Below are 24087 nucleotides of genomic sequence, written 5' to 3'. Positions count from 1 at the left end.
GAAAAGAGGAAGAATTATGGCAATAACATCAATTTTTAATAAGTTACAAAATTTAATCCCATATAATACTTTTTTAAATTCTAAAACAACCTCACAAGAAGCAGTAAAAGGTCAGCCAGATACTCTAGGCATCTTCAAATATACTGATATTATGAATGAGCTTGATGGTAGCGAAAAAGTAACTAACACACCTGAAAGTAAAGGCTTTTTCAGTACATTTAGTTCATCATTAAAAACAGTTTATGATTTTGGAGTAAAGAATTTTTATATTATAAAAAATACATCTAGTATTCTTTCTTCTAAAGTTGCTGAAACTTTTAATTTTGTGAGTAATAAAGTTTTTTATTATTTAAATAATGACGCTGAAGAAACATTTAATCTCTTAGATCAACTTGAAACTCTTTCTGATAATGAGTTAGTAGAAGAGATTTTAAATATGCCTGAAAATGAATTAGATGAAGTTTTTGAAAAGATGACATATGAAAAATTGGCAGAATTAATTAATAATATTTCCGATGAGCAAGCACAAAAATTAGTTAATTATATTTTGCCTTGGCATTTTGAAAAAGTAATAGATTTAATTACACAAGATAAGTTGGATAAATTATTTAATGAAAATCCTAATAATCTTTCTTTAGAAGAACTTACCGAGCAGGAACTAAAAAAATTATCAAATGAGGATATTTCTGATGAATGGTTTAAAAATATAATTATTTTAGCTGGAGAAGAAAAGCTTGCAGAAAATTTTGATATTATTCCAAATAAAAATTTAGTAAGAATCATAAGTAATATTTCAAATGATAAGCTAGCAACAATAATTTCTTACGCCTCAGATGAAAGTCTAGAAAGAATCATTGATATTATTGATTCGGATAATCATGATTTATCGAAATCATTAGTTCAACAAATAATAACCCTTATATATAACAAGAAGTGTGCAAAGCAGGAATCAGGTGAAGTATCTGATAGTGATTCCGGGTTCTCTGATTGTGAAGATGAAATAGAAGTATCAGACAATCAAGTAGGGTTCTCTAATAGTGATTTTACTACGAAGTTATCAGGTAATGATTTTGGATTCTTTGATTATGAAAGTGATGATGTAATATACTTATAGTAAAGCTCTTATGTCAACCTATCTTATTCCACACATATGATAGACAAAAAAATAGGTTCCTGCTTTTAGCAGTTTTGTTGCATGGATCAAAAAACCTACTTGATGTTATTCCTGCATGGCATTGTTGCGTGGATACTGAAGGTCGTCATTGCGAGGAAAAACTGTAAGTTTTGACGAAGCAAGGAAGAAAAAAAATTCTGATTTACAGAATTTTTTTATTATTTTTCTGGATTGCCACGCAAGTACTACGACTGCTCGCAATGACGGGGTGGTATCCACGCAACAATACCTTCCCGCCTACGCGGGAATGACATAAAACAAACCATGCAACAAGGTTGCTTTTAACTAGGAATGACGTAATTTATTGCTATTTTAGCATCAGGTGGGCGTATATATAACGGTTCGATAGAGCTATTTAACTTCATACCGCTCGATAGTCTACTAGCAATATATCTACAAATAACCCGTGCTTTAACTCGTGCAAAACGTGGCAAGGTTATTATATTCGGTAAATGCATAATTTGGTGATATATAAATTCAAGTCCGCTACCGCAGCACACTATATTACCTTTCTCATTTGCAAGCAGCTTTATAGCATACTCGAAATCTATCAATAACGGCTCTTCTATTTTCTCTGATTTATGAAAAATTTGCATATAAAGCTGTGAGCGATAAGCGTTTAAAAAGACATATATTTTATCATAGTCTTTAACTTGAGTTATGGCTCTAAAGTAGGCATATTCAAAATTACTAACCGCTACTGCTTTAATATTTTCCTTGGCAAATAATATACCTTTAGCACTAGCAAGTCCTATTCTAATGCCGGTAAAGCTACCGGGTCCGTTAGTTACCGCTAAATAATCTAGATCATCATATGAACATTTAGATGATTTCATCACGTCTTCTATCATCGGTATGAGATTCTCTGCTTGCATAGAAGGGCGTAATTCTTCTATATACGCAAGAATATTTTCATTTTCAGATATTGCTACCGATGCAGTATTATTGGCCGTGTCAAATGCTAGTATTTTCATAGATTATTATATTATTTGTGGCTACAAGGTGTCATTCCTGTGAGGTATTGTTGCGTGGATACCACCCTGTCATTGCGAGCAGCCGTAGGCTGCGTGGCAATCCAGAAAAAATAATAAAAAAATGCTATAAAATAGCATTTTTAACTGGATTACTTCGTCAATTACTTCGTAATTTCCTCGCAATGACGAAAAACCAGTCCACGCAACAAGGTCCGAACCATACAACAAGACCGCTTTTAGCTAGGTATGATATAGATTAAGTATATACTCCATAAAAGCTTGGCGTGCTTCAACTTGTCTATTATTATGAAATAAATATCTATTAAAAAAATAGTTTGTTAAGGTTAAAGCTTGTCTTTTTTCTTCTAATGTAATCTCACTATCATCTGAAAGTAAAAATTTTGGTAAAATTAATAATTTATCTTTGTAAGGCTTCCCTACTTCATATGATAATGCTCTAGCTGATTTAGGTGATATATAGGTTAAATCAGTTGTAACATGAGTCACGCCGCACTTGGTAAGATCAAGCTTATAACCCGTCTTGGCAAGTAAAGCCAGCTCAAAATTAATATAATCACGAAAACAAAAATTCTTTGATAAATTATCTAAATAGTTAATTAGAAATGAAAAAAAATTAGAATGTTCTTCTCTTTCATGAAATAACTCTTTGATTAAAGATATAACGGAATTAAAGGCATATAATTTAGCTTTATTTATGATAAAATAACCGGTGTAAGATTTGATGAGTTCACATTTAGCCATGCCGATATGTTCGTGTAGTCTTGCCTGCCAAAGAAAATCTACAATATTCCCTTCTTGATATATAAATTTGCTTTTTTTAGAAGATTCTTTTACAACTCCCGAATATAAACCATGATTTTTAGTAAAAACCGTAATAATAAATGTATTTTCTTTCAAAGGTTTTTTAGCAATTATTACTCCTACATCTTTGATATTCATAGTTTTTTAATATTAAATTTTCGTCATTGCGAGGAAAATTACGTAGTAATTGCCGAAGCAATCTTGTGAGAATTCCCGAGATTGCCACGCTCACTGGCGTTCGCTCGCAATGACGGTTTGATATCTACCCAACATCCCCCTAGCTTCCTTAGAATCCCCTGTATATAATATATTCTTGTATCCTAGTTTGATTGCAGTAAATAAAGCAGTGTGATCCTCTCCTACATTTACGGTAAAATCTAAAATTTTTTCCGGAAATTCTTTACTTAAAGTTTTAAACATATAATCAATTACTAGCATACCATAATATTTTACGCTAGAGGCATGATTTGTTAATATCAGCTGTTCTTCTATACTAGGTAAAAAATTACGTGCTTCTTCCAAATTTACTACAACATAAGTTTTCATCTAATTAGCTCTTTTAAATCCTTTAAATGTGAGACGGAAGATATAAAATCATACGTTAAATTTTCAAGTTTAGAGCAGATAATCTTATTAAATCCAAGCTTTACGGCTTCTTTTATTCTTGTTTCTGCTTTTGCGGTTTTTCTTATTTCACCCGATAAGCTTATTTCGCCGAAAAATACGCTATGTTCGGGTACAGGTTTGCCAGTTGCAGCGGATATTAAGCTCGCTGCTACTGCTAAATCAGAAGCAGGATCGGCAATTTTAAGCCCTCCAGCGATACTTAAATATACTTCATAATTAGCAAGATTAAGTCCTATCCTACTACTAAGTACGGCAAGTATCATTTGATAACCTATTAGCATCCCAACCAACCGCCGAGCGTCTAGGAGTTACCATATTTGAAGGTACTATGAGGGCTTGTACTTCCATAAGTAATGGTCTTGAACCTTCAATTCCTGCAAAAATAGACGTACCTATAACGTTCTGCTCTCGCTTCATCAAAAATAGTTCAGACGGATTTGTTACTTCAATAAGCCCGCTGCCGCTCATCTCAAATACTCCTATTTCACCAACACCGCCAAAACGATTTTTATATGAACGTAAAATACGGAAATGATTATTATGATCTCCCTCGAAATATAGCACGGTATCAACTAAATGCTCAAGTATCTTAGGACCTGCTAGCTAACCGTCTTTAGTTACGTGACAGCTTAATAAAATAATTATATTGTTTTGCTTAGCATAATTAACAAGTTCATTTGCACATGTACGAATTTGTGAAACAGTGCCTGGAGGCGATGATAATTCTTTTATGGTAATTGTTTGAATAGAATCAATCACTACTAAATCAATATTATTTTTATTAGCTTCTATACTCGCAATAATATCTTCCAAATTAGTGGCTGCTAAAATATCGGTATTATAGTTAGTTAGATTTAACCTTATGGCCCTTAATTTTATTTGGTCTAATGATTCTTCGTCCGTTATATATAAGCAATTCATCTTTGATGCAAAGTTACTTGCTGCTAGTTGTAGTAACAAAGTAGATTTGCCTATGCCAGGGTCTCCTCCTATTAATATAGCAGAACCAAGCACCAAACCGCCGCCTAGTACTCTATTTAATTCACCTATAGGGGTAGGAATGCGTAACTGCTCAGTTACGTGCCCTGAAAGTTTCTCGAAATCTTGTCTACTACCTGTTTTAGCAATTGCTTTATTCGTACTTACTATCTCTTCAACAATAGTACCCCATACACCGCAATCAAAGCACTGCCCCGACCATTTAGGACTAATATTTCCACAGTTAGAACAGATGTAATGCTTCTTGTCTTTGGTCATGTTTGTTTTTTACTGGATTCCCGCCTACGCGGGAATGACATCGAGTAGGTTTTTCGAACCATGCAACAAGGTCGATCAAGTCGCGGGATGACAACCATATCTCAAAACCAATAGCTTACTCTTACCATATAGTTTTTTACGTAAAATTTCAATATTTTCATCTAAAACATAATCATCCAGTTTAGCCATCTCAATAACTATGATAGTACCGTCTTTAAGCCAGTTATTTTTTATCAGCAATTTCATTACTTTAGGCACTATATCCTTATGATAAGGAGGGTCGATAAATACAAGATCAAATGATTCATTTGCTTTCGGTAGATTTAAAGCATTAATATTAACGAAATTAACATTATTTTCAATGTTTAGAGATTTAGCAAATCCTTCTGCTATTTTTAATGAGGATGTATCAATATCAATTAAGGTAGCAAAACCTGCTCCTCTTGATAGGCTTTCAAAAGCAAGGCTACCGCTACCGGCAAATAAATCGAGAATGTGGGTATTTTCGTTAAATAATTTATTACCGGTAAACTCACCGGAGGTTAATATACTAAATATTGCCTCTTTGAGCTTACCGGTGGAAGGTCGATATTTGATATTTTTAGCGGTAGGTATAATTTGGTTTCTATATTTACCGGATATTATTTTTAACACTTATTTAGTTATATGCTTCTTTTGTTGAATTTGTTGTTTTTTTTTCGTCTTTTATTTTTTCGACAAATCCTTTGCCTTTAGTGTTAGGCTTAAATTTTGCTGCAAATTTACCAGGCTCTGTTTGTTGTTTTTCTACAGTTTTATCTTTCTTTTCTTTTATTTCTACTTTTGGTGTTTCTTGGTTTAAATTATTTTGTGCTTGTTTTAAAATATCTTGTTCTTTAGCTTTATCAATATTATTATTTACATTATTTAAATTTTCTTCCCTTTCTTTAGATTTTTCTGTCTCAGCTTTTTGTCTTGCTTGTTGTTTTTCTGTTGCTAATTCATCAATATTTTCAGGAAGCGGTGAGATATATTTATCTATACTGCTAGTCAAATTTTCAAATGATTTCTGAAGATTGCGTAAAGGTTTTTGAGTAAGTTTATAAGTTCCGGTAGCGACTAGACCTCCGGCTAAAATACCTGCTCCTAGAATAACAGCTTTAGTAGTAAGGGCCGTGCCGGTGACCAATAATACAGGCATCGCTACAAAAGGTGCAGCTGCTACTGCAAGACCCGCTACTACGGCAAGCCCTACTAAAAATTTCTTACTTGCTAAAAAATTTGTTACGCTGCTAATTCCTGATGTAGTAGTTTTAGCAATTTTTGTACAAAGCTGTCCTACTCTGGTTTTCAGAAACCAACCGCTTTTTTCTCTTGCATGAATTTTATCTTGTAATTTAGCATGTTCGTTAACATTGATAGATGTTTTTTTACCGTCTTTATCTTGATAATCTAAATTCCCTTTAGCCTCACCTTTAGTATCATGCATCTTTGTAGCATCGTTGATTTTTGCTTTATCAAAATCTGCTCCTTCTTTATTAATTCCAGCTAGATTTGCTGCTTTTAGATTTGCTTGTTTTAGATTTGCTTCTTTAAATATAGCCTCGGCTGCTTCTACTGCTTGCATATCGGCATTTTCAAGCACCGCTTTAGTGAAATCGGCTTTAGTAAGATCGGCACGCTGCATAATTGCATTTTTAAAGTTAGCTTCCTTAGCATTAATATTTTTAGCAATAGCATCAGAAATATTTAATCCTTCAGCTTTTGCTTTTTCTAAAGTAGCATTACTTAACTTAGCAAATTGTGCAGTTGCATTAGTAAGCGTAGCGTTTATAAGATCGGCATATTCAAGATTTGCTTTATCAAGCTTTGCTTTTGTTAAATCAGCATTCTTAAGTTTAACACGCTGCATTATAGCTTCTCTTAAGTCAGCTTCTTTTAAAGATAGTATATTTTCAAATTCAGCATCGCTAAAATAGGCATTCCTTGCAGTTATGCCTTGCATGTTACATTGCTCTTTAAATTTTGTTTCTAATGCATGTGTTTTATTCATAAAAGCATTTTCAAGATCAGTAGAAACGATATTTGCTTGATCTAGAAGTGCATTATTTAAAACTACTCCCTGCATTTGAACTCTTTGCATATCTGCATAAGCAAGTGATATACCTGTAAGATTAGAATTTTTCCATTCTGAATCTTTAATAATTAACTTTTCAGCATCGGCATTAACCATCATAACAGCATTAAATTTGCTATTTGTTACCTCTGCTTCAGATAAATCTACTTTAGGCATGTAAGCTCTCGACATATCACTATTTTCAATTTTGCTATTTTTAAGATCAGCAAAAAGAAATCCTGTGTTACGAGCCGTAACATTTTGAAAAACGGCATTTTGTAAATTAGCTCCTTCAAAATTAGTAAAATCTAAATTACAATCCGAAATTTTAATATTTTCTAAATTAGCTGAAGCAAATAATGTATTCTTCAAGTTAAGATTAGTAAGGGTTTTACCTGATAAATTAATTTCTGAAAGATCAGGGATTATATGTGTATCTTTTGAAAGATTTTTTTGTTTTCTAACAAAATCGGTAAGAGATAATTTTGTGTCAGATTGTTTTGCTGCTTCAGCTAAATATAGATCAAATTCGGCAGAAGTTAATTTTATATATTCTTTCGGTATATCACGCTCTTTGGCAGTTGAACCTATAATATATGATGGGTCTAGTTTTATTTGTATTTCTTCATTTTTTAGCTGCTCAAAAATATCTGCAAGACCGTTACCACAGAACATTCTAAGGTTATCTAAAGCATATACTTCAGTTTCTAATTTATTTACTTCATGCTGTAACTTATTGATTTTTCCTAGTTCATTTTGTCGGTTTTGAGCAATAGTTTCTGCACTATTCCAAAAAGTATTTAAAAGATTGGTAGCAATCCCAGGATTATCTAGGTTTTGCTTTAGAGTTTCTAACTCTTCTTGCTTAGTCTTTAGTTCTTTTGATTTAACTGTATGTAAAGTTTCTTCGTCTTCCGTAGCTAGAATATATTTCTTTTTATTCGTAACTTCATCTATAACTATTTCTTTAACACGTTCTTTTTCTAAATCCTTATCTATATATTTATTTAATCTTTCAAGATTTGAAAAAGATAGTTTTATATCTCGTATTTTATCTTTTAGATTGGGGATTTTATAGTTATCATAATCATAATCTTTATAATTAAAGTCTGTGTAATGAAGATTTGCTCCTCTAAAGTCGGTACCGATAAATGTACAATCATTAAATTTTACATTTGTTAAATCTGAATCACATAATATGGTATTTGTTAAGTCACAATTATTAAATACGGCATCTGTTAATATTGTACCTTGGAAATTAGCATTGACTAAATCTGCGTTAATTTCCATATTTTCTAAGCTAGTAATGATAATTTTATCATTATCTTCAGCGAAATATTTATTTTTGATAAAATCATTTAATGAGACATTAGGGTTATCTTTTATATAACCAAGATAATCGTTTAAGTCTTTTTCTTCACATTTATATATATTAAGATTTGTCATATGTTTTCTATATGATTAGTTAAAATGCGTTAATAAATAACACATTACTAATTATTTTTCCAGTATTTTATTATTTATTTCTTTATAAGCTCTGGGTTTTAGATTATCTATTGTAAAACTACCATATTGAATCCTAATTAATTTGTTAACTTTTAGTCCAAAATACTCGAATATTCTTCTAATTTCACGATTTTTTCCTTCAAATAAAACTACTTCAAACCAAGAATTACTCTTATTTTGCTTAAGTAACTTTATCGAATGAGGATTATAAAATATCCCGTCAATTTCTAAATTTTTATAATCGCTTTTTAGTAGAATATCAGACTTCCCATATGCCCTAACATGATATACTCGCTTTAACCTATTTGAAGGTAGCTCAAACTGACGAGCTAAGTCACCGCTATTAGTTAGTAATAACAAACCTTCGCTATTTAAATCCAGCCTACCTATTGAAATAACACGAGGTAAACCGGTTAGCTGCTCAAATACCGTTTTACGAGATAAAGGGTCTTTATGAGTGGTAATTAAACCGACAGGCTTGTAATAAATCCAAAGCCTTGGTTTTTGCGATTGATTGATTAATATGCCTGATACTTCAATTTGATTACTAATATCAACATTTGTAGCCGGTGATAAAATTGTAATGCCGTCTACTTTTACCTGTCCTTCAACTATCAGCTTTTCAGCATCACGCCTAGAACAAACTCCTGCATTACTAATTACTTTGGCTAATCTCTGCATTTTTAAATATAGTAAATTTCATAGACATCTTTCTAAACCGGCTTCTAGAGGTGATTTAGAAAGATGTCTAATAAAAACATACAAAAATACCCTTAAAAAGCAATATTAATAATTTGACATAAATAATTAATATAATTATACTATATCGTTACATATGCTTTAACAAAATTACACGAATGTTAATTTTACTTATCAAAACTTTTTCCTTTAAAATCTTATCTTCTTTTTTTAGCTGATTTTCTTTTTAGCAAAAATTACATACTTTTTTCTTTAATCTAAACTTCATTAAATTATGCAAAAACTTATTGGTTCGATCCTGTTAATTTCAGGTACTTGTATAGGTAAGCGGTATGATAGCACTGCCTATGGTATTAGCAAAATTAGGTATAATACCTAGTATAACATTGATGTTTATAATTTGGTTTATAATGTATTATACTTCTTTAATTAACCTGGAGCTTAATCTTCAAGCGGGTAAAGGCTTAACACTGGGGATGCTTGGAAAGTATTTTTCAGGACATACTGCTCAAATCATCGGTACGGTAAGCCTTAAGCTCCTTTCATATGCTTTACTTGCAGTATTTATATATGGAGGTTCTTCAATATTACAGAAGTTATTAGCTTTAGATACAAGTATAACTTATATAGGAGCATGGTATGTTATTATTAGCATTCTAATATTATTACCTCTAAAGTTAGTAGATTATATAAATCGAGTGCTATTTATCGGGTTACTTATAATAATTGCAATTTTAGTTATTGGACTTGTTTCCATGATTCAGTGGGATAATTTACCTTTATTCTCACCAAATTATAAAGAAATATATATATGGGGGTAGTAACTCCGGTAGTTTTTACTTCATTTGGTTTCCAGGTAATCTTCCATACCTTAACTAATTATTGTAACAAAAATGCTAAAATGCTAAAGACGGCGTTTTTATTTGGCAGCTTAATTCCTGCAATAGTATATATAATTTGGACTTGTAGTATTCTTATTGTAGTACATCATAATAATCCAACATTTTATCAACAAATGATTACAAGTAATGTAGAAGTTGGAGATTTAATTAAGGAATTAAGTAATATAGCAGAATGGCAGTCCGTACAATTATTAGTTTGGATAATTTTAACTCTTGCTATCGCTACGTCAATACTCGGAGTAGGAGTAGGGCTATGTGATTCCCTTAAAACTATGTTTATGAATTCGATACCGAATGTAGTAATTCGTAATATGACCGCTTCTATTGTTACTATATTACCGGCTTATATTGTAGCAGTAGTAGTACCTAATGCTTTTATTACAATTTTAGGATTTGCCGGTATGATTCTTGTAATAATTGCAATTTTATTACCGGTTTATCTGTTATATAAAGCAAAGATAAAGAATTTTTATTATCCTGAATTGCAAAAACAATATCTAATTATTATATGCATAATTGTCGGAATGCTTGTAATGGGCTATGAACTTGTTAATATAGTAACTAAATAATAATAAAGCCCGGTAAGTTCATTCCTGATAATGAGATGTGGCTTTATAAGAACAATAATTAATGAGGTGCTTGATAAAGCAATAGAATGGGTAGAAAAAAATAAAAGATAAATATCGTCATTGCGAGAAGAAACTGTAAGTTTCGACGAAGCAATCCAGTTAAAAAATTCTGATTTACAGAATTTTTTTAATCTTTTTCTAGATTGCCACGTCGCTTCGCTCCTCGCAATGACGGAAAATCGGCCCACGCAGGCAATGACGACTCGGTATCCACACTGACGTTAAGGCAATTCTGATTTAAACAGAATTAAAAGTTCTTTTCTCCAAATTACCAAATTTAGAAAATTGACTATCATAATAAAGTGGAACATTTCCAACCGGTCCGTTACGATGTTTTGCAACAATTATATCGGCAATATTATATACTTTATTGAGCTTATCTAACCATTCAGCATGTTTAGCGTCGCCTGCTGCCGGTTCTTTTCTAGTTAAATAATATTCTTCACGGTAAATAAACATTACTATATCCGCATCCTGTTCTATAGTTCCTGATTCTCTAAGGTCGGATAGCATAGGTTTTTTATCCTCACGTAGTTCTACCGCTCTTGAAAGCTGAGATAACGCAATAACCGGAATATTTAACTCTTTTGCTATTGCCTTTAAACCTTGGGTTATTTCTGAAATCTCGCTAACTCTATTTTCAGATTTACTTACTCCTCTAATTAATTGTAAATAATCGATAAATAATATACCGAGATTATGCTTGCGTTTCATTCTTCTAGCTCTTGTTCTTATAGCGGAAATAGATAGAGCGGGGGTATCATCGATAAAAAATTGTAATTCCGATAAAGTATTTGCTTCTTTGCGAAGACGGTTATATTTTTCTTCACCTAGAATCCCCGTACGAAGAGAGGTAGAATCAATTTCTGCACACATTGAAAGTAGACGTGTGGTTAGCTGTTCTGAGGACATTTCTAAAGAGAAAAAACCTACCGACTGAATTTCTTGATTATCCCTAATATTTTTAAGACGCATATTATTACAAGCGTTAAGTGCAAGATTTATAGCAAATGCTGTTTTACCCATCGATGGACGTCCTGCGAGAATTAAAAGATCGGAATTATGAAAGCCGAATAATTTATTATCTAAATCAAGCAAACCGGTAGATATACCGATTACGTGATCGTTATTTTTCATAGCTCTATTGATGCTAGCAAGGGATTCTGAAATAGATATACCGATTTTGGTAAAACTTTTTTCATTCAAGCCTTCGCTAGCTAAATCGTAAAGTTTAGCTTCGGCATGTTCAATCTGTTCCTTTGCTTCAACTTCTAATGAAGAATTATAGGCATTATTTACTACTTCTTCACCGATATTTATTAAATTACGCTTTATTGCTAAATCATATATTATTTTACCGTAATCAACCGGATTTATTACCATCATTGACATAGTTATCAATTTTGCTAAATACTCCGCTCCTTCTATTTCTTGAAATAGTTCATCTTGAGTTAACATACTACGTAAAGTAATAGGTGTAGCTATCAAACCTTTTTCGGTAATTTTTTCAATTGCGTTATATATTTTTTGATGAATAGGTTCAAAAAAATGTTCCTCACGTAAAAATTCCGATACGTAATTTAGTAATTCATTATTGGTTAAAATCGCCCCAAGTAGCATTTGCTCTGCTTGAACATTTGAAGGTAAAACCCTTGGTACGGGTAAATTATCTTCATCATCAGTTAGTATATTTGTGTCGTTATTTATTTTATTACGTGCCATTTTGTTTGTTAAAGTTTATTGTTGTTGGAGCGTCATTGTGAGGGGGTGTTGTTGCGTAGATATCTAATCGTCATTGCGAGGAGCGAAGCGACGTGGCAATCCAGAAAAAATAATAAAAAAATTCTGTAAATCAGAATTTTTTACTGGATTGCTTCGTCAATTACTTCGTAATTTTCCTCGCAATGACGATATAATATTCCTGTCTAAACACTCCCCCAGCGTTTAATTAAATTAGTTTCAATATCGAAAAAATCTAAAACTCTAGTAATAGAATGATTCACTATATCATCTATTGCTTTAGGATTATTATAAAAAGCCGGCACGGGCGGTGCTATGATACCGCCGTAATTCGCTACTTTTAACATATTTTCTAAATGTCCAATATGCAAAGGTGTTTCACGGGTCATTAAAATAAGTTTTCGTCTGTCTTTAAGTACAACACCTGCCGCTCTACTAATTAAACTATCTTCCATCGAGTGAGCGATACTTGCTAAGGTCTTCATACTACAAGGAGCTATTATCATCCCTAAAGTTTTAAAAGAGCCGCTTGAAATAGTAGCACCTAAATCTTTATCGTCATAACAATAATTAGCGAGAAACTTAACTTCATCTATAGAATATTTAGTTTCAAGCTTTATAGTAAGAGCTGCTCCCTCTGAAATAACTAAATGAGTTTCGATATTTTGTTCTTTTAGTACTTCAAGCAAACGAATACCGTATATTGCTCCTGATGCTCCGGAAATTGCTATAACAATTTTTTTTTCTTTATTCATCTAGGTTTCTATAATTTATCAGTTTAGTATATAATAAAAAAAAAATTATAAAACAAATATATACTCGATGAACTTCAAAAATTGGCTACGTCATCCTACAAGGACGAGGGTACTCACGTATTAATTATACGCTCCGTTCCTCGTCTTGTGGATTCCTTGCTCTTTTTGAAGTTGATCTTCGTATATAAATTCTTCATTTATATTATGAAAATAGCAAAAATATTATTACCGGTAGCAAAATTATTTCCGCTAGATTATTTAATAGCTGAAGATTTAGAGCTAAATATCGGCGATCTTGTTGTAGTGCCTTTTAGAAATAAGGAATTAACCGGCATAGTATGGGAACTTACTTCAAATTCCGAGGCAAAAAAAATAAAAACTGTTAGAGCGAAAGTACCATTAAATTTAAATATTACTTCAGAAGTTTTAGAATTAATTAAATGGATGAGTAGCTACTATATGTCAGAGCTTGGGAGCATAGCCAAGTTAATATTACCTATAGATATTGCTGAAAAACCGATTAAAGTTAAAGAGCAGAAAGTAAATAATAACTTTGTGCTACCTGATTTGTCAGAAGAGCAGAAACAAGCAGTAACAATTTTGAATGAAAGTAATAAGCCAACACTTATTAAAGGTGTTACAGGATCAGGTAAAACGGAAATATATTTCCATCTGATAGCAGCTTACTTAGCAAAGGGGAAGCAAGTGCTTGTGATGTTGCCTGAAATTGCTTTAAGTACACAAATCATTAATCGATTTATAGAACGATTTGGTTTTGAGCCTATAATATGGAATTCTAGCGTTACGAAAGCTCAAAAGAAAATGATTTTAAGAGGTATATTAAGCGATAAAGTTAAAGTAGTAATTGGGGCTAGAAGTAGTTTGTTTTTACCTTTTAAAAATCTCGGTTTGGTGGTTATAGATGAAGAGCATGACGATTCCTATAAACAAGATGACGGTATATTATATAATGCTCGGGATACGGCTATCGTAAGAGGTACATTTGATAAAGCACAAATTATTTTGTGTTCGGCAACACCGTCTATTGAAACGATGTATAATATAGAAATAGGTAAATATCAATTGGTTACATTGGTTAATAGATACAAAAATGTCGATTTGCCGAATATAGAAATAATCGATATGACTAAAGAAAAGCTATCTAAGAATTCCTATTTCTCCAAGCTTCTTATAGAAGCTATCAAAGATAATTTAGATAATAAAAAGCAAGTATTATTATTTCTTAATAGGCGTGGTTATGCTCCGCTCATGCTATGCAAAGCTTGCGGTTACAGATTTACCTGTAAATTCTGCTCTTCTTGGATGGTAGTACATAAAGCAACTAAAAAACTTGAATGTCACCATTGCGGTTATCAAAGTAAAATTTTTAGTTCTTGTCCTGAATGTCTAGAGGATGAAACATTAACTATCTGTGGTCCAGGAATAGAAAGAATAGAGGAAGAAGCAAAGGCACTCTTTCCTGAGAGTAAAATTGCGGTGATAAGTAAAGATCATGCTAAAAACCCTGAAAAAATAGCACAACTTCTACATCAAATGGAAAATTTAGAAATTGATATTTTAATAGGCACACAAATAATAACAAAAGGCTATCATTTTCCAAATCTTACTTTAGTTGGAGTAATAGATGCCGATCTTGGAAGCAATAACGCCGATCTTAGAGCATCTGAGCGAACTTTTCAGCTACTACATCAAGTAGGCGGTAGAGCGGGTAGGGGAGATAGTAAAGGTGTAGTATATTTACAAAGCTATTATCCTGATAATATAATTTTTAGTTATGTTAAAGCCGGTGATGAAGATAGTTTTTTTGCGAATGAACTTAAAATAAGAAAATCAGCAGATATGCCGCCCTTTTCTAAAACAGCATCGATAATTTTATCAGGTTCCAATGAGTCTAAAATTTTAGAGATTGCTAGAGCTATGGTCCGAATTGCACCAAAAGCAAACGTGAAAATTTTAGGACCGGCAAGCTCATTAATGTCAAAGCTCGCCGGTAAATATCGTTACCGGATACTCATTATAGCCGATAAGAAATTTAATTTGCAGAAATATTTAAAATTTTGGCTAAGCCTTATAAAAATTCCTTCTTTTTGCCATCTAAAAATAGATATCGATCCTAAAAGTTTTTATTAGCTTCTATATCTTTCTCCTTTATTCTTTGACAGTGGAACATTAGATGAATGAGGAGAAGGATTAGTAAGAGATTTTTGTATTTCTGCTATAGCTTTTTTAGTATTTTGAGTAGAATTTTTTATAGCATCTTTATAAAAAGCAGCTTTAGCTTTATCTCCGGTAAAAGAATATTTTATAAAATTACCAATATTTTTCCAAATAGGATTATTATCCATTTTTGTAGTTTCTTCACACCATTTACCTACCTCTTTCAGTTTTGCTTCAACTTTAGTTATAGCAGCTGGATTATGTTTATTATCATCATAAATTTGAATAAGGTTGTTTACTTTTTCTTTAAATTCAATGTGTTTTCTACTTTGTTTCAAATGAGCTATTATATCATCATTGTTTACTAATTCTCTAAGATTATCAATTATATCAGGTAATTTAGGTGGCTCAGGTAATTTATAATGTTGATTGATTTTCTCAAATTTATCTTTGTGTGGATGATTCTTTATTAGATCCTCTTCTATAAAAGAAATAAACTCTTTTTGAGGTACTCCTACTTGATTTATTAGTCGTCCTAATGATTGTTCATAAGCTTTAGCAGTAACGTCAAGACGTTTTCCTGCCATAGAATTGCTTAATTCTATATAGCGGCTAAATTCTGGAATAAAAGCATCTTTGGTATCAATATTATGATTTTTAAAAAATTTCTCTATTTTTTCTTGTACGGTTAAATTGGATTGTTTTTTAGGTGTTTCTTCCGGTACTTTTGTTTGTTCCTGATCCGGTTTTGAAAAAATAATAGGCTTTTGGGTTTCAACTTGCGGAGATGGGGTATCGACAAATATATCAAGTGCTTGGGAATGTGTAGTTAAGTCAGTCTGTTTTTTATGTTCCTCGTTCCATGCCTTTATTTTCTCAGGAGTAGGTTTTGGAGGAACAGCCGGTTTTGTATTTTTTGATGGGGTGTCTGACATATTTGTTTTGTTTTCCCACTCTTTTATTCTATCTTTTACTGATTTTGGAATATTATCTTGTGCCATATTAAACTCCTATATTTATTTACATAATTAAACCATATTTTTATTTTCGTTAGTTTGCTTAAAAATTGCAAGAAAAATTTCTTTTTGTAATGCAATATTTTTACTATAAGATAGTTAAGTTATATATTTTATATATTAGAATCCAAGTTATTAACTAAAATGAGATATGAATTTTATGTACTCCCATATTAGACTTAGAAGAAATAGAAAAGCTTTTTGGCTTAGAGAGTTAATAGCCGAAAGTAATTTATCGATTAGTGATTTAGTGTTGCCTTTATTTGTTGTTGAAGGACATAATGAAAGACAAGAAATTAAGACTATGTCCGGTATATATCGTTTATCGATCGATCAAATAGTAGAAACGGCAAAAGAAGCAGCAGAGCTTGGTATTAATGCTATTGCATTATTTCCTGGTATTGATCAAAGTCTAAAAAGTGAAAATGCCGATGAGGCTTATAATTTAGATAATTTAATATGTAGAACTATTAGAAGCATCAAAAACGCTAATATTGATATCGGTATAATATGTGATGTAGCACTTGATCCTTACACTACAAGCGGTCATGACGGTATTGTGCATCATGGGGAAGTTGATAATGATAGATCGGTAAGAGCTTTATGTAATCAAGCATTAGTGCTAGCAAAAGCCGGAGTAGATATTGTTGCACCTTCCGATATGATGGATGGAAGAATCGGGGCTATAAGGGAATATCTTGACAAAGAGGGATTTATAAATGTTGGAATTCTTGCTTATGCCGCTAAATATGCTTCAAGCTTTTACGGTCCGTTTCGTGATGCTGTTAAGAGTAATAAAAAGAATTATTTAGATAAATCAAGCTATCAAATGGATGTACGTAATGTTAAGGAAGCAATGCTTGAGATTGAGCATGATATAGCAGAGGGAGCCGATATGGTAATGGTTAAGCCCGGTATGATGTTTTTAGATGTTATCCGTGAAGCGGCAAATAATTTTAATGCTAAAATTTTTGCATATCAGGTTAGCGGAGAATATGCAATGTTAAAATTTGCAGCAGAAGCAGGGGCAATTGATTGGGAGAAAGCTTTGATGGAGTCATTAATTAGTTTTAAACGTGCCGGTGCAACAGGTATATTTACCTATGCTGCTCTTGAAGTAGCTGAAATATTAAAGAACAATAAAATTAAGTAGAAAACGGCTTCAATCCTTGATATAAAATAAATAATATGTTTTATAATTATATCAAAATTATCAATTTTATGTAAATCATTATAAAGAGGCGAGGATGACTCAAAATAAGAAATCAGTATTTAAAGGTTGGAATTTTTTAAAGCCTAAAGGAGGCGGAGCTAATGAAGCAGGAGAGCATAGTGGCGTATATCAAAGCTCAGACGGTAAAATTACGGCGATGATAAAAAAAGAGGCTTCAAGCTCAAAAAATATAGCCGAGTTTTTAGGATCTCAAATTTTTGAAGCTATAAGTCCCGGAAATGGAGTAAAGGTTAATTTAATTGCTCCTGATGATTTTAATAAATCTAAAGCCGTTGATTCACAAATATATGTCAAATCTGAATTTTTTGAGAATTATAGTAGTGATATGTATGTGGACATGGATAAACATATGTCTGCTAAAACTAAACCGAGTTCTTGGTTTAGAAAGGACGGCGGTAGACCGCTTTTTATGGGGGCTAGAAATAAATTATTTAGAACCTTAGAAAATGCTTTTAAGGAAATTAAGTATCAGAACTTTGAAAACATTATGCCGGCAAGTTTATTGATCGGCGATTTTGATATACATGTTGGAAATATAGGTGTTATCAGAGATCAAAAAAATCCAAAAACTTTACCTAAATTAGTAAGAATTGATTTTGCCGGTAGTTTTGATAATTTAACAAATAATATATATCCGCATTCAAGAGCTAAACATTTGCCTGGATTCGGTCCTACTAATCATTTTAGAGAATTTCCTTCTAATTTAAGAACAAAAAATCCTAATTTTGCCGATAGCTTACTTGCAGTTTCTAAAATTGATTTAAGCAAAACCATTGATAAAAGTTTTGATGAATTAACTAAATATTATAGTAATGAAGCAATTGCAGAATTTGCAAAACAAGCAATGCCAAAGAAATTTAATAATAAAAAATCTAAAGAAATAACGCCTGAAGAAATTAAGGCTAGTTTAATAGATACGATGAAAAAAAGGCAAGAATCCTTAAAGGAATACGGCTTAGAAATTAAAGTAAATAGTTTAATTTCTAAAAAATATAGTTTTCCTTATTACGAAGTGAAAGAGCAAGGATTAAAAACATTAATGAAAGAATATCCTGATTATTTTGAGAAAATTCTTAATTATGAAGAAAGAAAAAAAGGAGGACAAAAACTTAAATTAAGAAATAAAATTACTACTAGTTTTGCAAGAATTTTAGAAATACTTGGTATTAGAGATAGTGCGAAAAAACATTTAATAAAGACAATAAAAAGTTTAAATGAAGATATTAAAGATGAAAGAAATTTAGCTGATTCTTCTGATAAAATAAAGAAAGAACCAAAACAAAAATCCGCAAAGACAAATATAGATGCAAATAGAGAATATGTAGACGCTCTAGAAAAATTTAAGAAAGAAGTCGGAACGGATGATATTGTTAGTGTTACTCCAAGTCAATTAGGTTTAGGTAGAAAAGCTAAACAGAAAGACCAAGATTTATTAAAATTAGATGAAGAAGATCTAAAACATATAAAGAATCTAAAAGAAAAGGTTATGAAGCCTACAAAAATTACTTCGGCTAGTGTTGTTAATAAAAAGTCTACACCGACTAAAACGAGATAATAAATGAACCAAGCAACAAGAAGCCTACAACTAAGTAATTAATCAGTAAAAGCCCATATTGCATAGGAAGCTTAATTATCTCAATCTTTTTAGAAAAATACATGGCTTTTACTACTTTAAGGTAATAAAAAGCCGCAACTACGCTGGTAAAAATACCACAATAAGCTAATACGAATTCTTCTCGATTAATTGCTTGGTAAAAAAGGTAATATTTACCGAAAAATCCTGTGAGAGGAGGAATTCCAATCATCGAGAACATAACTATGCTAATTACGGCAGCTATAGTTTTATGGTTCTCTGCAATTCCTTGTATAGTTTTAAAACTAGCTTTATCGGCGTCTTTACCGAGCAGCATGATTAAGCAAGTAAAAAATCCTATACTTCCTACCGCATATATTAGAATATATAGTAAAGTTGCTTTATACCCTTCTTGATTATGCAGAAGAACGCCGATTAATACATAACCGATATTTAAAATAGTACTATAAGCCATTAATCTTTTTAGAGAAGTTTGACGAATGGCTCCAAAAGCTCCAAACAGCATAGATAATATAGCAATTATTTTTATTAAATTATAATTAATAGGATAGTAATTACCTATAATTAATTTGCTAATATTTAATAAAACAATAACCATACCTATTTTTGAGGCAGTGGTGAAATAAGTAACCGAACTAATCGGTGATCCTTCATATACGTCAGGAACCCAAAAATGGAGTGGAACGCCTGAGAGTTTAAAGAAAATACTGCTTAAAAATAATACAATACCGATTATTAAACCAAGATTCATCCCAGAATTATTATTTAGTTTATATAAGATATCCTCAAATTGTAGGCTTCCGCCGAATCCGTATATAAAAGAAATCCCGAATAATGATAAACAACTAACTAAACTACCCAAGATAAAATATTTTAAAGCACCCTCCGATGATTTAATATCATTTAATTTGAATCCTGCAAGTGCATATGAAGTTAAAGCAGTAAGCTCCATACCGCAGAATAATAATAGAAAATTCCGTGATGAAATTGCAACAAAAATACCTACGACCGATAATAATATTAAAGTGATAAATTCAAACTTTAATTCCTCAGCAACAAGAATAGAGTAATCACGGTATATAATCATGGATATAATAGTGAATAGCAGTACTATGCTTTTACTAATACCGATATTTATTCCGGTAGCAAATGAGTACCATACTCCTTCATAGCTTGAGTACTTAAAGGTAAGAAAAATTGATAATATACATAATAAAATAATGATATTAGAAATAATTCTATTTTTATTTGGGATCATTACGGCAAAAAACTGCCCTAAAAGTGCTATTAAAGTCAAAGTTATTTCAGGAAGTAGCAGTAGCATATAAAACTAATATTATTTATGGAAATATAGATATTAGTAAATAAATCATTTTTTATCAACAAACTTATATATAATATTGAACTTTAATACTACCTCTAATTAAAATTATTTTCTTCGTAAAATTTTACTTAGCTCTAATCCCATAATAATTATTGCAACTTGATAATTATTAGTTGCAATAAATAAAAAAATAAATTATTTTGGTTAATCAATTTTAAATTGCTTAAACAAATTTAATTCTTAAACTCACACCTATAATTGTTTTAATCTAATTAGGTTTTCTAATAAAAATATATTTTCTACCATTAAGTAAAATAAAGGAAATATGTGAAGTTCCTATCAATACTGCATTAATATGTTTGGTTTGGAGCGATAAAGATATAAGGGATAAATTTCAAAAAAATAGTAATGAAGATTTTAATATAAGTCAACTATATCATGAAGTAGTAAGTTGGCTTAACAATAGGCATTTAGAAAAAACACAAAATAAATATAAAAATAAAACCGAAGCTAATAATCACTTAAAAAAACAAAATGAGTTTTTTAGAACAGATAGCCTACGAGTCATTTGTTGCGACAGGGAAGTTAGTAGAGAACAAAGTAGTAGAAGCAAGAAAGATACATTAGATATAGACGAAGTTATAGAACAAGGGCTATTAAGAAGAGAAGGGCAAAATTTTCAATTTATTCATTTAACATTTCAAGAATATCTAGCTGCATGTTATTTAAAAAATCAGTTAGCAGATAACAACACAAAATACAAAGAAGCGAATTTTATAGGTAAGCATAGAAACGACCCAAAATATCTAATGACTCTGAAGTTTTTAGCAGGGATAGTAAATAATGATGATAATCAAGAATTAATAGAAATATTTTGGGAAGCAGCCATCTGTAACGTTGACGGAATATTAGAACTCGGAATTGAAAGAAAGATTATATTATTAATGCACTTGTTAGCTCAAAGCAAAATTAATGGGAAATTTGATAACAGAATACCGAATTTAAAACAAATCCAAGAGTTAATAGATGAGGTTGTACTAAAAGATATTACAATTTGGGAACAACATATAATAGACAGCGGCTATTTATCGGAAGAGATTGTTAAAACAGTAAATGAAAAATTACGAAAAAGCAAAACTGATTTCCAAGAATTAAAAACATCTGCGGAAATAATAGCCGCTTTAGCAAATAAACATGAATGGGGTAGTAAAACTAAAGTTTATACAAAATTAATCGACCTATTAAAAATTAAAGATCCACAGTTACAGAAAATAGTACTACAAAAATTAGCACAAATATTAGATGAGACAATAGATCAAACAGTATTACAAGAAAGCTTAAAAAAAATAGTACCGTTATTAAATAAATATATAAAAATAATATTAGCCAAAATAATAATTACTGTACCTGATTTGGGTGAGGAAGTATTAAATCAAGTACAAAAGCTAAACAATAAATTCTTAAATAAAACCTTAATTGCTGGAGGTTTGGTCGAGATATTAATAGTAATGCCTACTCAAGAAGCAATTATTATCTCAAAAAAGCTACTTGTAAATCCTAGGTACGAGCTTAAGCTTGCAGCTGCTTCCGGGTTGTTTTGGGCAGCAAAAGCAATGCCTACTCAAGAAGCAATTACTATTTTAAAAGAGCTACTTGTAAATCCTAATAGTGCGGTCAAGCATGTAATGGCTCAGAACTTGCAGGAGATAATAAAATTGACACCAAGTTTAGCACAAGAAGCATTTATTTTCTTGAGAGAGGAAATTCTGAATTCTAACGCTGGAAATAATCTTAAATCTGTAGCTACTGAAAGTATAGTAGCGATAGTAAAAGCTATACCAAGTTTAGCACAAGAAACAATTACTTTTTTGAAAGAGATAATTACGAATCCTAACAATGAAGATGAGATTAAGTCTAAAGCTAAAGCTACTAAAGGTATAACAAAGATAGTAGAGACAAGCCCAAATTTAGCCGCAGAAGCATTTACTTTTCTGAAAGGAATAATTACGAATCCTAAAATTAACTATAAGGTCAAATCTGAAGCTACTGAAGGCATAGCAAAAATAGCAAATGTAAAGTCAGATTTAGTCCAAGAAGCATTTATTTTTTTAAAAGTAGTAATTACGAATTCCAGCAATAAATATGAGGTTAAGGCTAGAGCTATTGAAAGTATGGTTGAAATAATAGGCTCAATACCAAGTTTAGTCCAAGAAGCTTTTACTTTCTTGAAAGTGATAATTATAAATATAAATCCTGACACTGACTATGATATTAAGCCTAAAGCTGTTGAAGGTATAGCGGCAGTGGTAAAAATGAACCCAAATCTAGCTCAAGAATCATTTGCTTTCTTAAAAGAAGTAATTACGAACTCTAAAATTGACCCATATACCAAGTCTATAGCTACTCAAAACATATCAAAAATAGTAATAGTGATGCCAAGTTTACTCCAAAAATCATTTACTTTCTTGGAGGAGTTATTTACGAATCATAAAACTAATAGCAGCATCAAATTTGAAGCGACTAGAAGCATAGCTGAAATAGCAAAAGTGATGCCTACGCAAGAAGCATTTACTTTTTTAAAAATAGTACTTATAAACCCTAAAACTAATCAATATATTAATCCTATAGTTACTGAAAGCATAATAGAAATAGTAAGGAAAATGCCGAGTGTAGCTCAAGAAGCATTTGTTTTCTTGAAATTAGTAATTACAAATCCTGACACCGGCTCTAATACTAGGTCTGAATTGACTAGAAATATAGCATTAGTAGTAGGAGGGATGCCAAGTTTAGCCCAGCAAGTCTTTACTTTTTTGAGAGAGATAATTACAACTTATAACACTTATAATGTTGAGTATGATGCTACCAAAAGCATAGCAGCGATAGTAAAAATAAAATCAAATTTAACTCAAAAAGCCCTTGCTTTGCTAAAAGAGAGAATTATAGAGCCTAAAGGTGGTATTAATTATGCAGCTGCTATAAGTTTAATTAATATAATAAATGTAAGATCATTTGGTAAAGCTAGTTATAAGCCAATTAATGAATTATTAACAATAATTGATTTAACTAAAACAAAAGACCATTACAAAGAACTATACCTAGACGCCCAAACCACTCTACACAAAATAACCGCCCATATAACTCAAGAATATGAGAAAAGTAAAAATCCTGAAGTAATAGAATGGTTTAATAAATGTTTTAATGAATTACCGAATATAAGTGAAACACGAATATTTTTAAAAGAAATATGTCAAAGCATATTAAAAAGCGGTGTGATAAATGAGTACGAGAGTAAGTTTATTTTAAATTGTATAAAGAAATATAATTTTACTTTTACGGTATCGGTTAGTAAAGAGCCAGAAATAGAAGGTAAGATAATATTTGAAGATAGAAACTATAAAATATTTAAAACCGATAATTCAGCAAGCAAAATAGTAAGTTTAGAAGAGTTTGCAACTAAATTACTTGCGGAAACAGATGATCCGTTAGCAGAGCAATATAAAACGCATACACCTTTATTCTCAAACAAAGGAGTAGGGCTTAAAATAAATAGCGGCAAGTGAC

General features: G+C 31.2%; 19 protein-coding genes and 3 pseudogenes. 11 read left to right on the top strand and 11 right to left on the bottom strand.

Annotated elements, in window-relative coordinates; genetic code table 11:
* Positions 1 to 16: 16 nt before the first annotated feature.
* Positions 17 to 1114, top strand: a complete 1098-nt coding sequence (locus BN1174_RS01025) for an SrfC family effector protein (protein WP_040255869.1) — start codon at positions 17 to 19, stop codon at positions 1112 to 1114.
* A gap of 148 nt (positions 1115 to 1262) precedes the next feature.
* Complete coding sequence (locus tag BN1174_RS10535) at positions 1263 to 1430, top strand: hypothetical protein (RefSeq protein WP_197062024.1); 168 nt, start codon at positions 1263 to 1265, stop codon at positions 1428 to 1430.
* A 25-nt stretch (positions 1431 to 1455) separates the two neighbouring features.
* Here the strand turns inward: BN1174_RS10535 and tsaB are convergent, their stop codons facing one another.
* Positions 1456 to 2148 (bottom strand): tRNA (adenosine(37)-N6)-threonylcarbamoyltransferase complex dimerization subunit type 1 TsaB, encoded by a 693-nt coding sequence (tsaB, locus tag BN1174_RS01020; RefSeq protein ID WP_040255867.1) that lies wholly within the window; start codon positions 2146 to 2148, stop codon positions 1456 to 1458.
* 50 nt (positions 2149 to 2198) lie between these two features.
* On the opposite strand from tsaB, the gene BN1174_RS10530 reads away from it, so the two are divergent.
* Entirely contained in the window at positions 2199 to 2408 is a 210-nt protein-coding gene (locus BN1174_RS10530; protein ID WP_197062023.1) for a hypothetical protein, read from the top strand.
* Here the strand turns inward: BN1174_RS10530 and recO are convergent.
* From recO to BN1174_RS00990, 6 genes and pseudogenes are all read right to left on the bottom strand, one after another.
* A complete protein-coding gene (gene recO, locus BN1174_RS01015) occupies positions 2389 to 3108 on the bottom strand; it encodes a DNA repair protein RecO (protein WP_040255865.1) in 720 nt (239 codons plus the stop codon). The two genes, BN1174_RS10530 and recO, sit on opposite strands and share 20 nt — an antisense overlap.
* A 90-nt stretch (positions 3109 to 3198) precedes the next feature.
* Positions 3199 to 3516: a hypothetical protein gene (locus tag BN1174_RS01010; protein ID WP_040255863.1), complete on the bottom strand. Its 318-nt coding sequence runs from the start codon at positions 3514 to 3516 to the stop codon at positions 3199 to 3201.
* A pseudogene (gene radA / locus BN1174_RS01005) lies at positions 3513 to 4854 on the bottom strand (DNA repair protein RadA). Before radA ends, BN1174_RS01010 begins: the two are co-directional and overlap by 4 nt.
* 75 nt (positions 4855 to 4929) lie before the next feature.
* Positions 4930 to 5508: a 16S rRNA (guanine(966)-N(2))-methyltransferase RsmD gene (rsmD, locus tag BN1174_RS01000; RefSeq protein ID WP_040255860.1), complete on the bottom strand. Its 579-nt coding sequence runs from the start codon at positions 5506 to 5508 to the stop codon at positions 4930 to 4932.
* Between the two features lie 4 nt (positions 5509 to 5512).
* Complete coding sequence (locus BN1174_RS00995) at positions 5513 to 8395, bottom strand: pentapeptide repeat-containing protein (RefSeq protein WP_040255858.1); 2883 nt, start codon at positions 8393 to 8395, stop codon at positions 5513 to 5515.
* A 51-nt stretch (positions 8396 to 8446) separates the two neighbouring features.
* On the bottom strand, positions 8447 to 9136 hold the full coding sequence (locus BN1174_RS00990) for a pseudouridine synthase (protein WP_040255856.1): 690 nt from the start codon (positions 9134 to 9136) through the stop codon (positions 8447 to 8449).
* Between the two features lie 365 nt (positions 9137 to 9501).
* Between BN1174_RS00990 and BN1174_RS12165 the strand changes: the two genes are divergently transcribed.
* The 3 genes and pseudogenes from BN1174_RS12165 to BN1174_RS09535 all read left to right on the top strand — a co-directional run bounded on the left by BN1174_RS12165 (position 9502) and on the right by BN1174_RS09535 (position 10904).
* On the top strand, positions 9502 to 9975 hold the full coding sequence (locus tag BN1174_RS12165) for an aromatic amino acid transport family protein (protein WP_197062022.1): 474 nt from the start codon (positions 9502 to 9504) through the stop codon (positions 9973 to 9975).
* A pseudogene (locus tag BN1174_RS12160) lies at positions 9966 to 10597 on the top strand (aromatic amino acid transport family protein); the annotation flags it as partial. The gene BN1174_RS12165 and the pseudogene BN1174_RS12160, both read left to right, overlap by 10 nt.
* A 148-nt stretch (positions 10598 to 10745) precedes the next feature.
* Positions 10746 to 10904 (top strand): hypothetical protein, encoded by a 159-nt coding sequence (locus BN1174_RS09535; protein ID WP_156138422.1) that lies wholly within the window; start codon positions 10746 to 10748, stop codon positions 10902 to 10904.
* Between the two features lie 18 nt (positions 10905 to 10922).
* On the opposite strand, the gene BN1174_RS00975 is transcribed toward BN1174_RS09535, so the two are convergent.
* Positions 10923 to 12407, bottom strand: coding sequence for a replicative DNA helicase (locus BN1174_RS00975; RefSeq protein ID WP_040255854.1), 1485 nt, complete (start codon positions 12405 to 12407; stop codon positions 10923 to 10925).
* A 45-nt stretch (positions 12408 to 12452) separates the two neighbouring features.
* Between BN1174_RS00975 and BN1174_RS12900 the strand changes: the two are divergent.
* A pseudogene (locus tag BN1174_RS12900) lies at positions 12453 to 12594 on the top strand (zinc ABC transporter substrate-binding protein); the annotation flags it as partial.
* A 16-nt stretch (positions 12595 to 12610) separates the two neighbouring features.
* On the opposite strand, the gene BN1174_RS00970 reads toward BN1174_RS12900, so the two are convergent.
* A complete protein-coding gene (locus BN1174_RS00970; protein ID WP_040255852.1) occupies positions 12611 to 13180 on the bottom strand; it encodes a UbiX family flavin prenyltransferase in 570 nt (189 codons plus the stop codon).
* Between the two features lie 204 nt (positions 13181 to 13384).
* Here BN1174_RS00970 and BN1174_RS00965 point away from each other — a divergent pair, with 204 nt between their 5' ends.
* Entirely contained in the window at positions 13385 to 15331 is a 1947-nt protein-coding gene (locus tag BN1174_RS00965) for a primosomal protein N' (RefSeq protein ID WP_040255850.1), read from the top strand.
* Here the strand turns inward: BN1174_RS00965 and BN1174_RS00960 are convergent.
* On the bottom strand, positions 15328 to 16359 hold the full coding sequence (locus BN1174_RS00960; RefSeq protein ID WP_040255848.1) for a hypothetical protein: 1032 nt from the start codon (positions 16357 to 16359) through the stop codon (positions 15328 to 15330). The genes BN1174_RS00965 and BN1174_RS00960 overlap by 4 nt on opposite strands.
* Before the next feature lie 175 nt (positions 16360 to 16534).
* On the opposite strand from BN1174_RS00960, the gene hemB reads away from it, so the two are divergent.
* Both hemB and BN1174_RS00950 read left to right on the top strand, forming a co-directional pair.
* Complete coding sequence (hemB, locus tag BN1174_RS00955) at positions 16535 to 17527, top strand: porphobilinogen synthase (RefSeq protein ID WP_040257807.1); 993 nt, start codon at positions 16535 to 16537, stop codon at positions 17525 to 17527.
* A 94-nt stretch (positions 17528 to 17621) separates the two neighbouring features.
* Positions 17622 to 19163 (top strand): hypothetical protein, encoded by a 1542-nt coding sequence (locus BN1174_RS00950; protein ID WP_040255846.1) that lies wholly within the window; start codon positions 17622 to 17624, stop codon positions 19161 to 19163.
* On the opposite strand, the gene nuoN is transcribed toward BN1174_RS00950, so the two are convergent.
* A complete protein-coding gene (gene nuoN, locus BN1174_RS00945) occupies positions 19150 to 20526 on the bottom strand; it encodes an NADH-quinone oxidoreductase subunit NuoN (RefSeq protein ID WP_040255844.1) in 1377 nt (458 codons plus the stop codon). The genes BN1174_RS00950 and nuoN overlap by 14 nt on opposite strands.
* A gap of 359 nt (positions 20527 to 20885) precedes the next feature.
* Between nuoN and BN1174_RS11270 the strand changes: the two genes are divergently transcribed.
* A complete protein-coding gene (locus BN1174_RS11270; protein WP_231555711.1) occupies positions 20886 to 24086 on the top strand; it encodes an NACHT domain-containing protein in 3201 nt (1066 codons plus the stop codon).
* Position 24087: the final 1 nt, after the last annotated feature.

This window comes from Rickettsia hoogstraalii (genome assembly GCF_000825685.1).
Taxonomy (GTDB): domain Bacteria; phylum Pseudomonadota; class Alphaproteobacteria; order Rickettsiales; family Rickettsiaceae; genus Rickettsia; species Rickettsia hoogstraalii.
The sequence above is the reverse complement of the archived record's forward strand: the minus strand, read 5'-3'. Positions and strand labels throughout refer to the sequence as shown.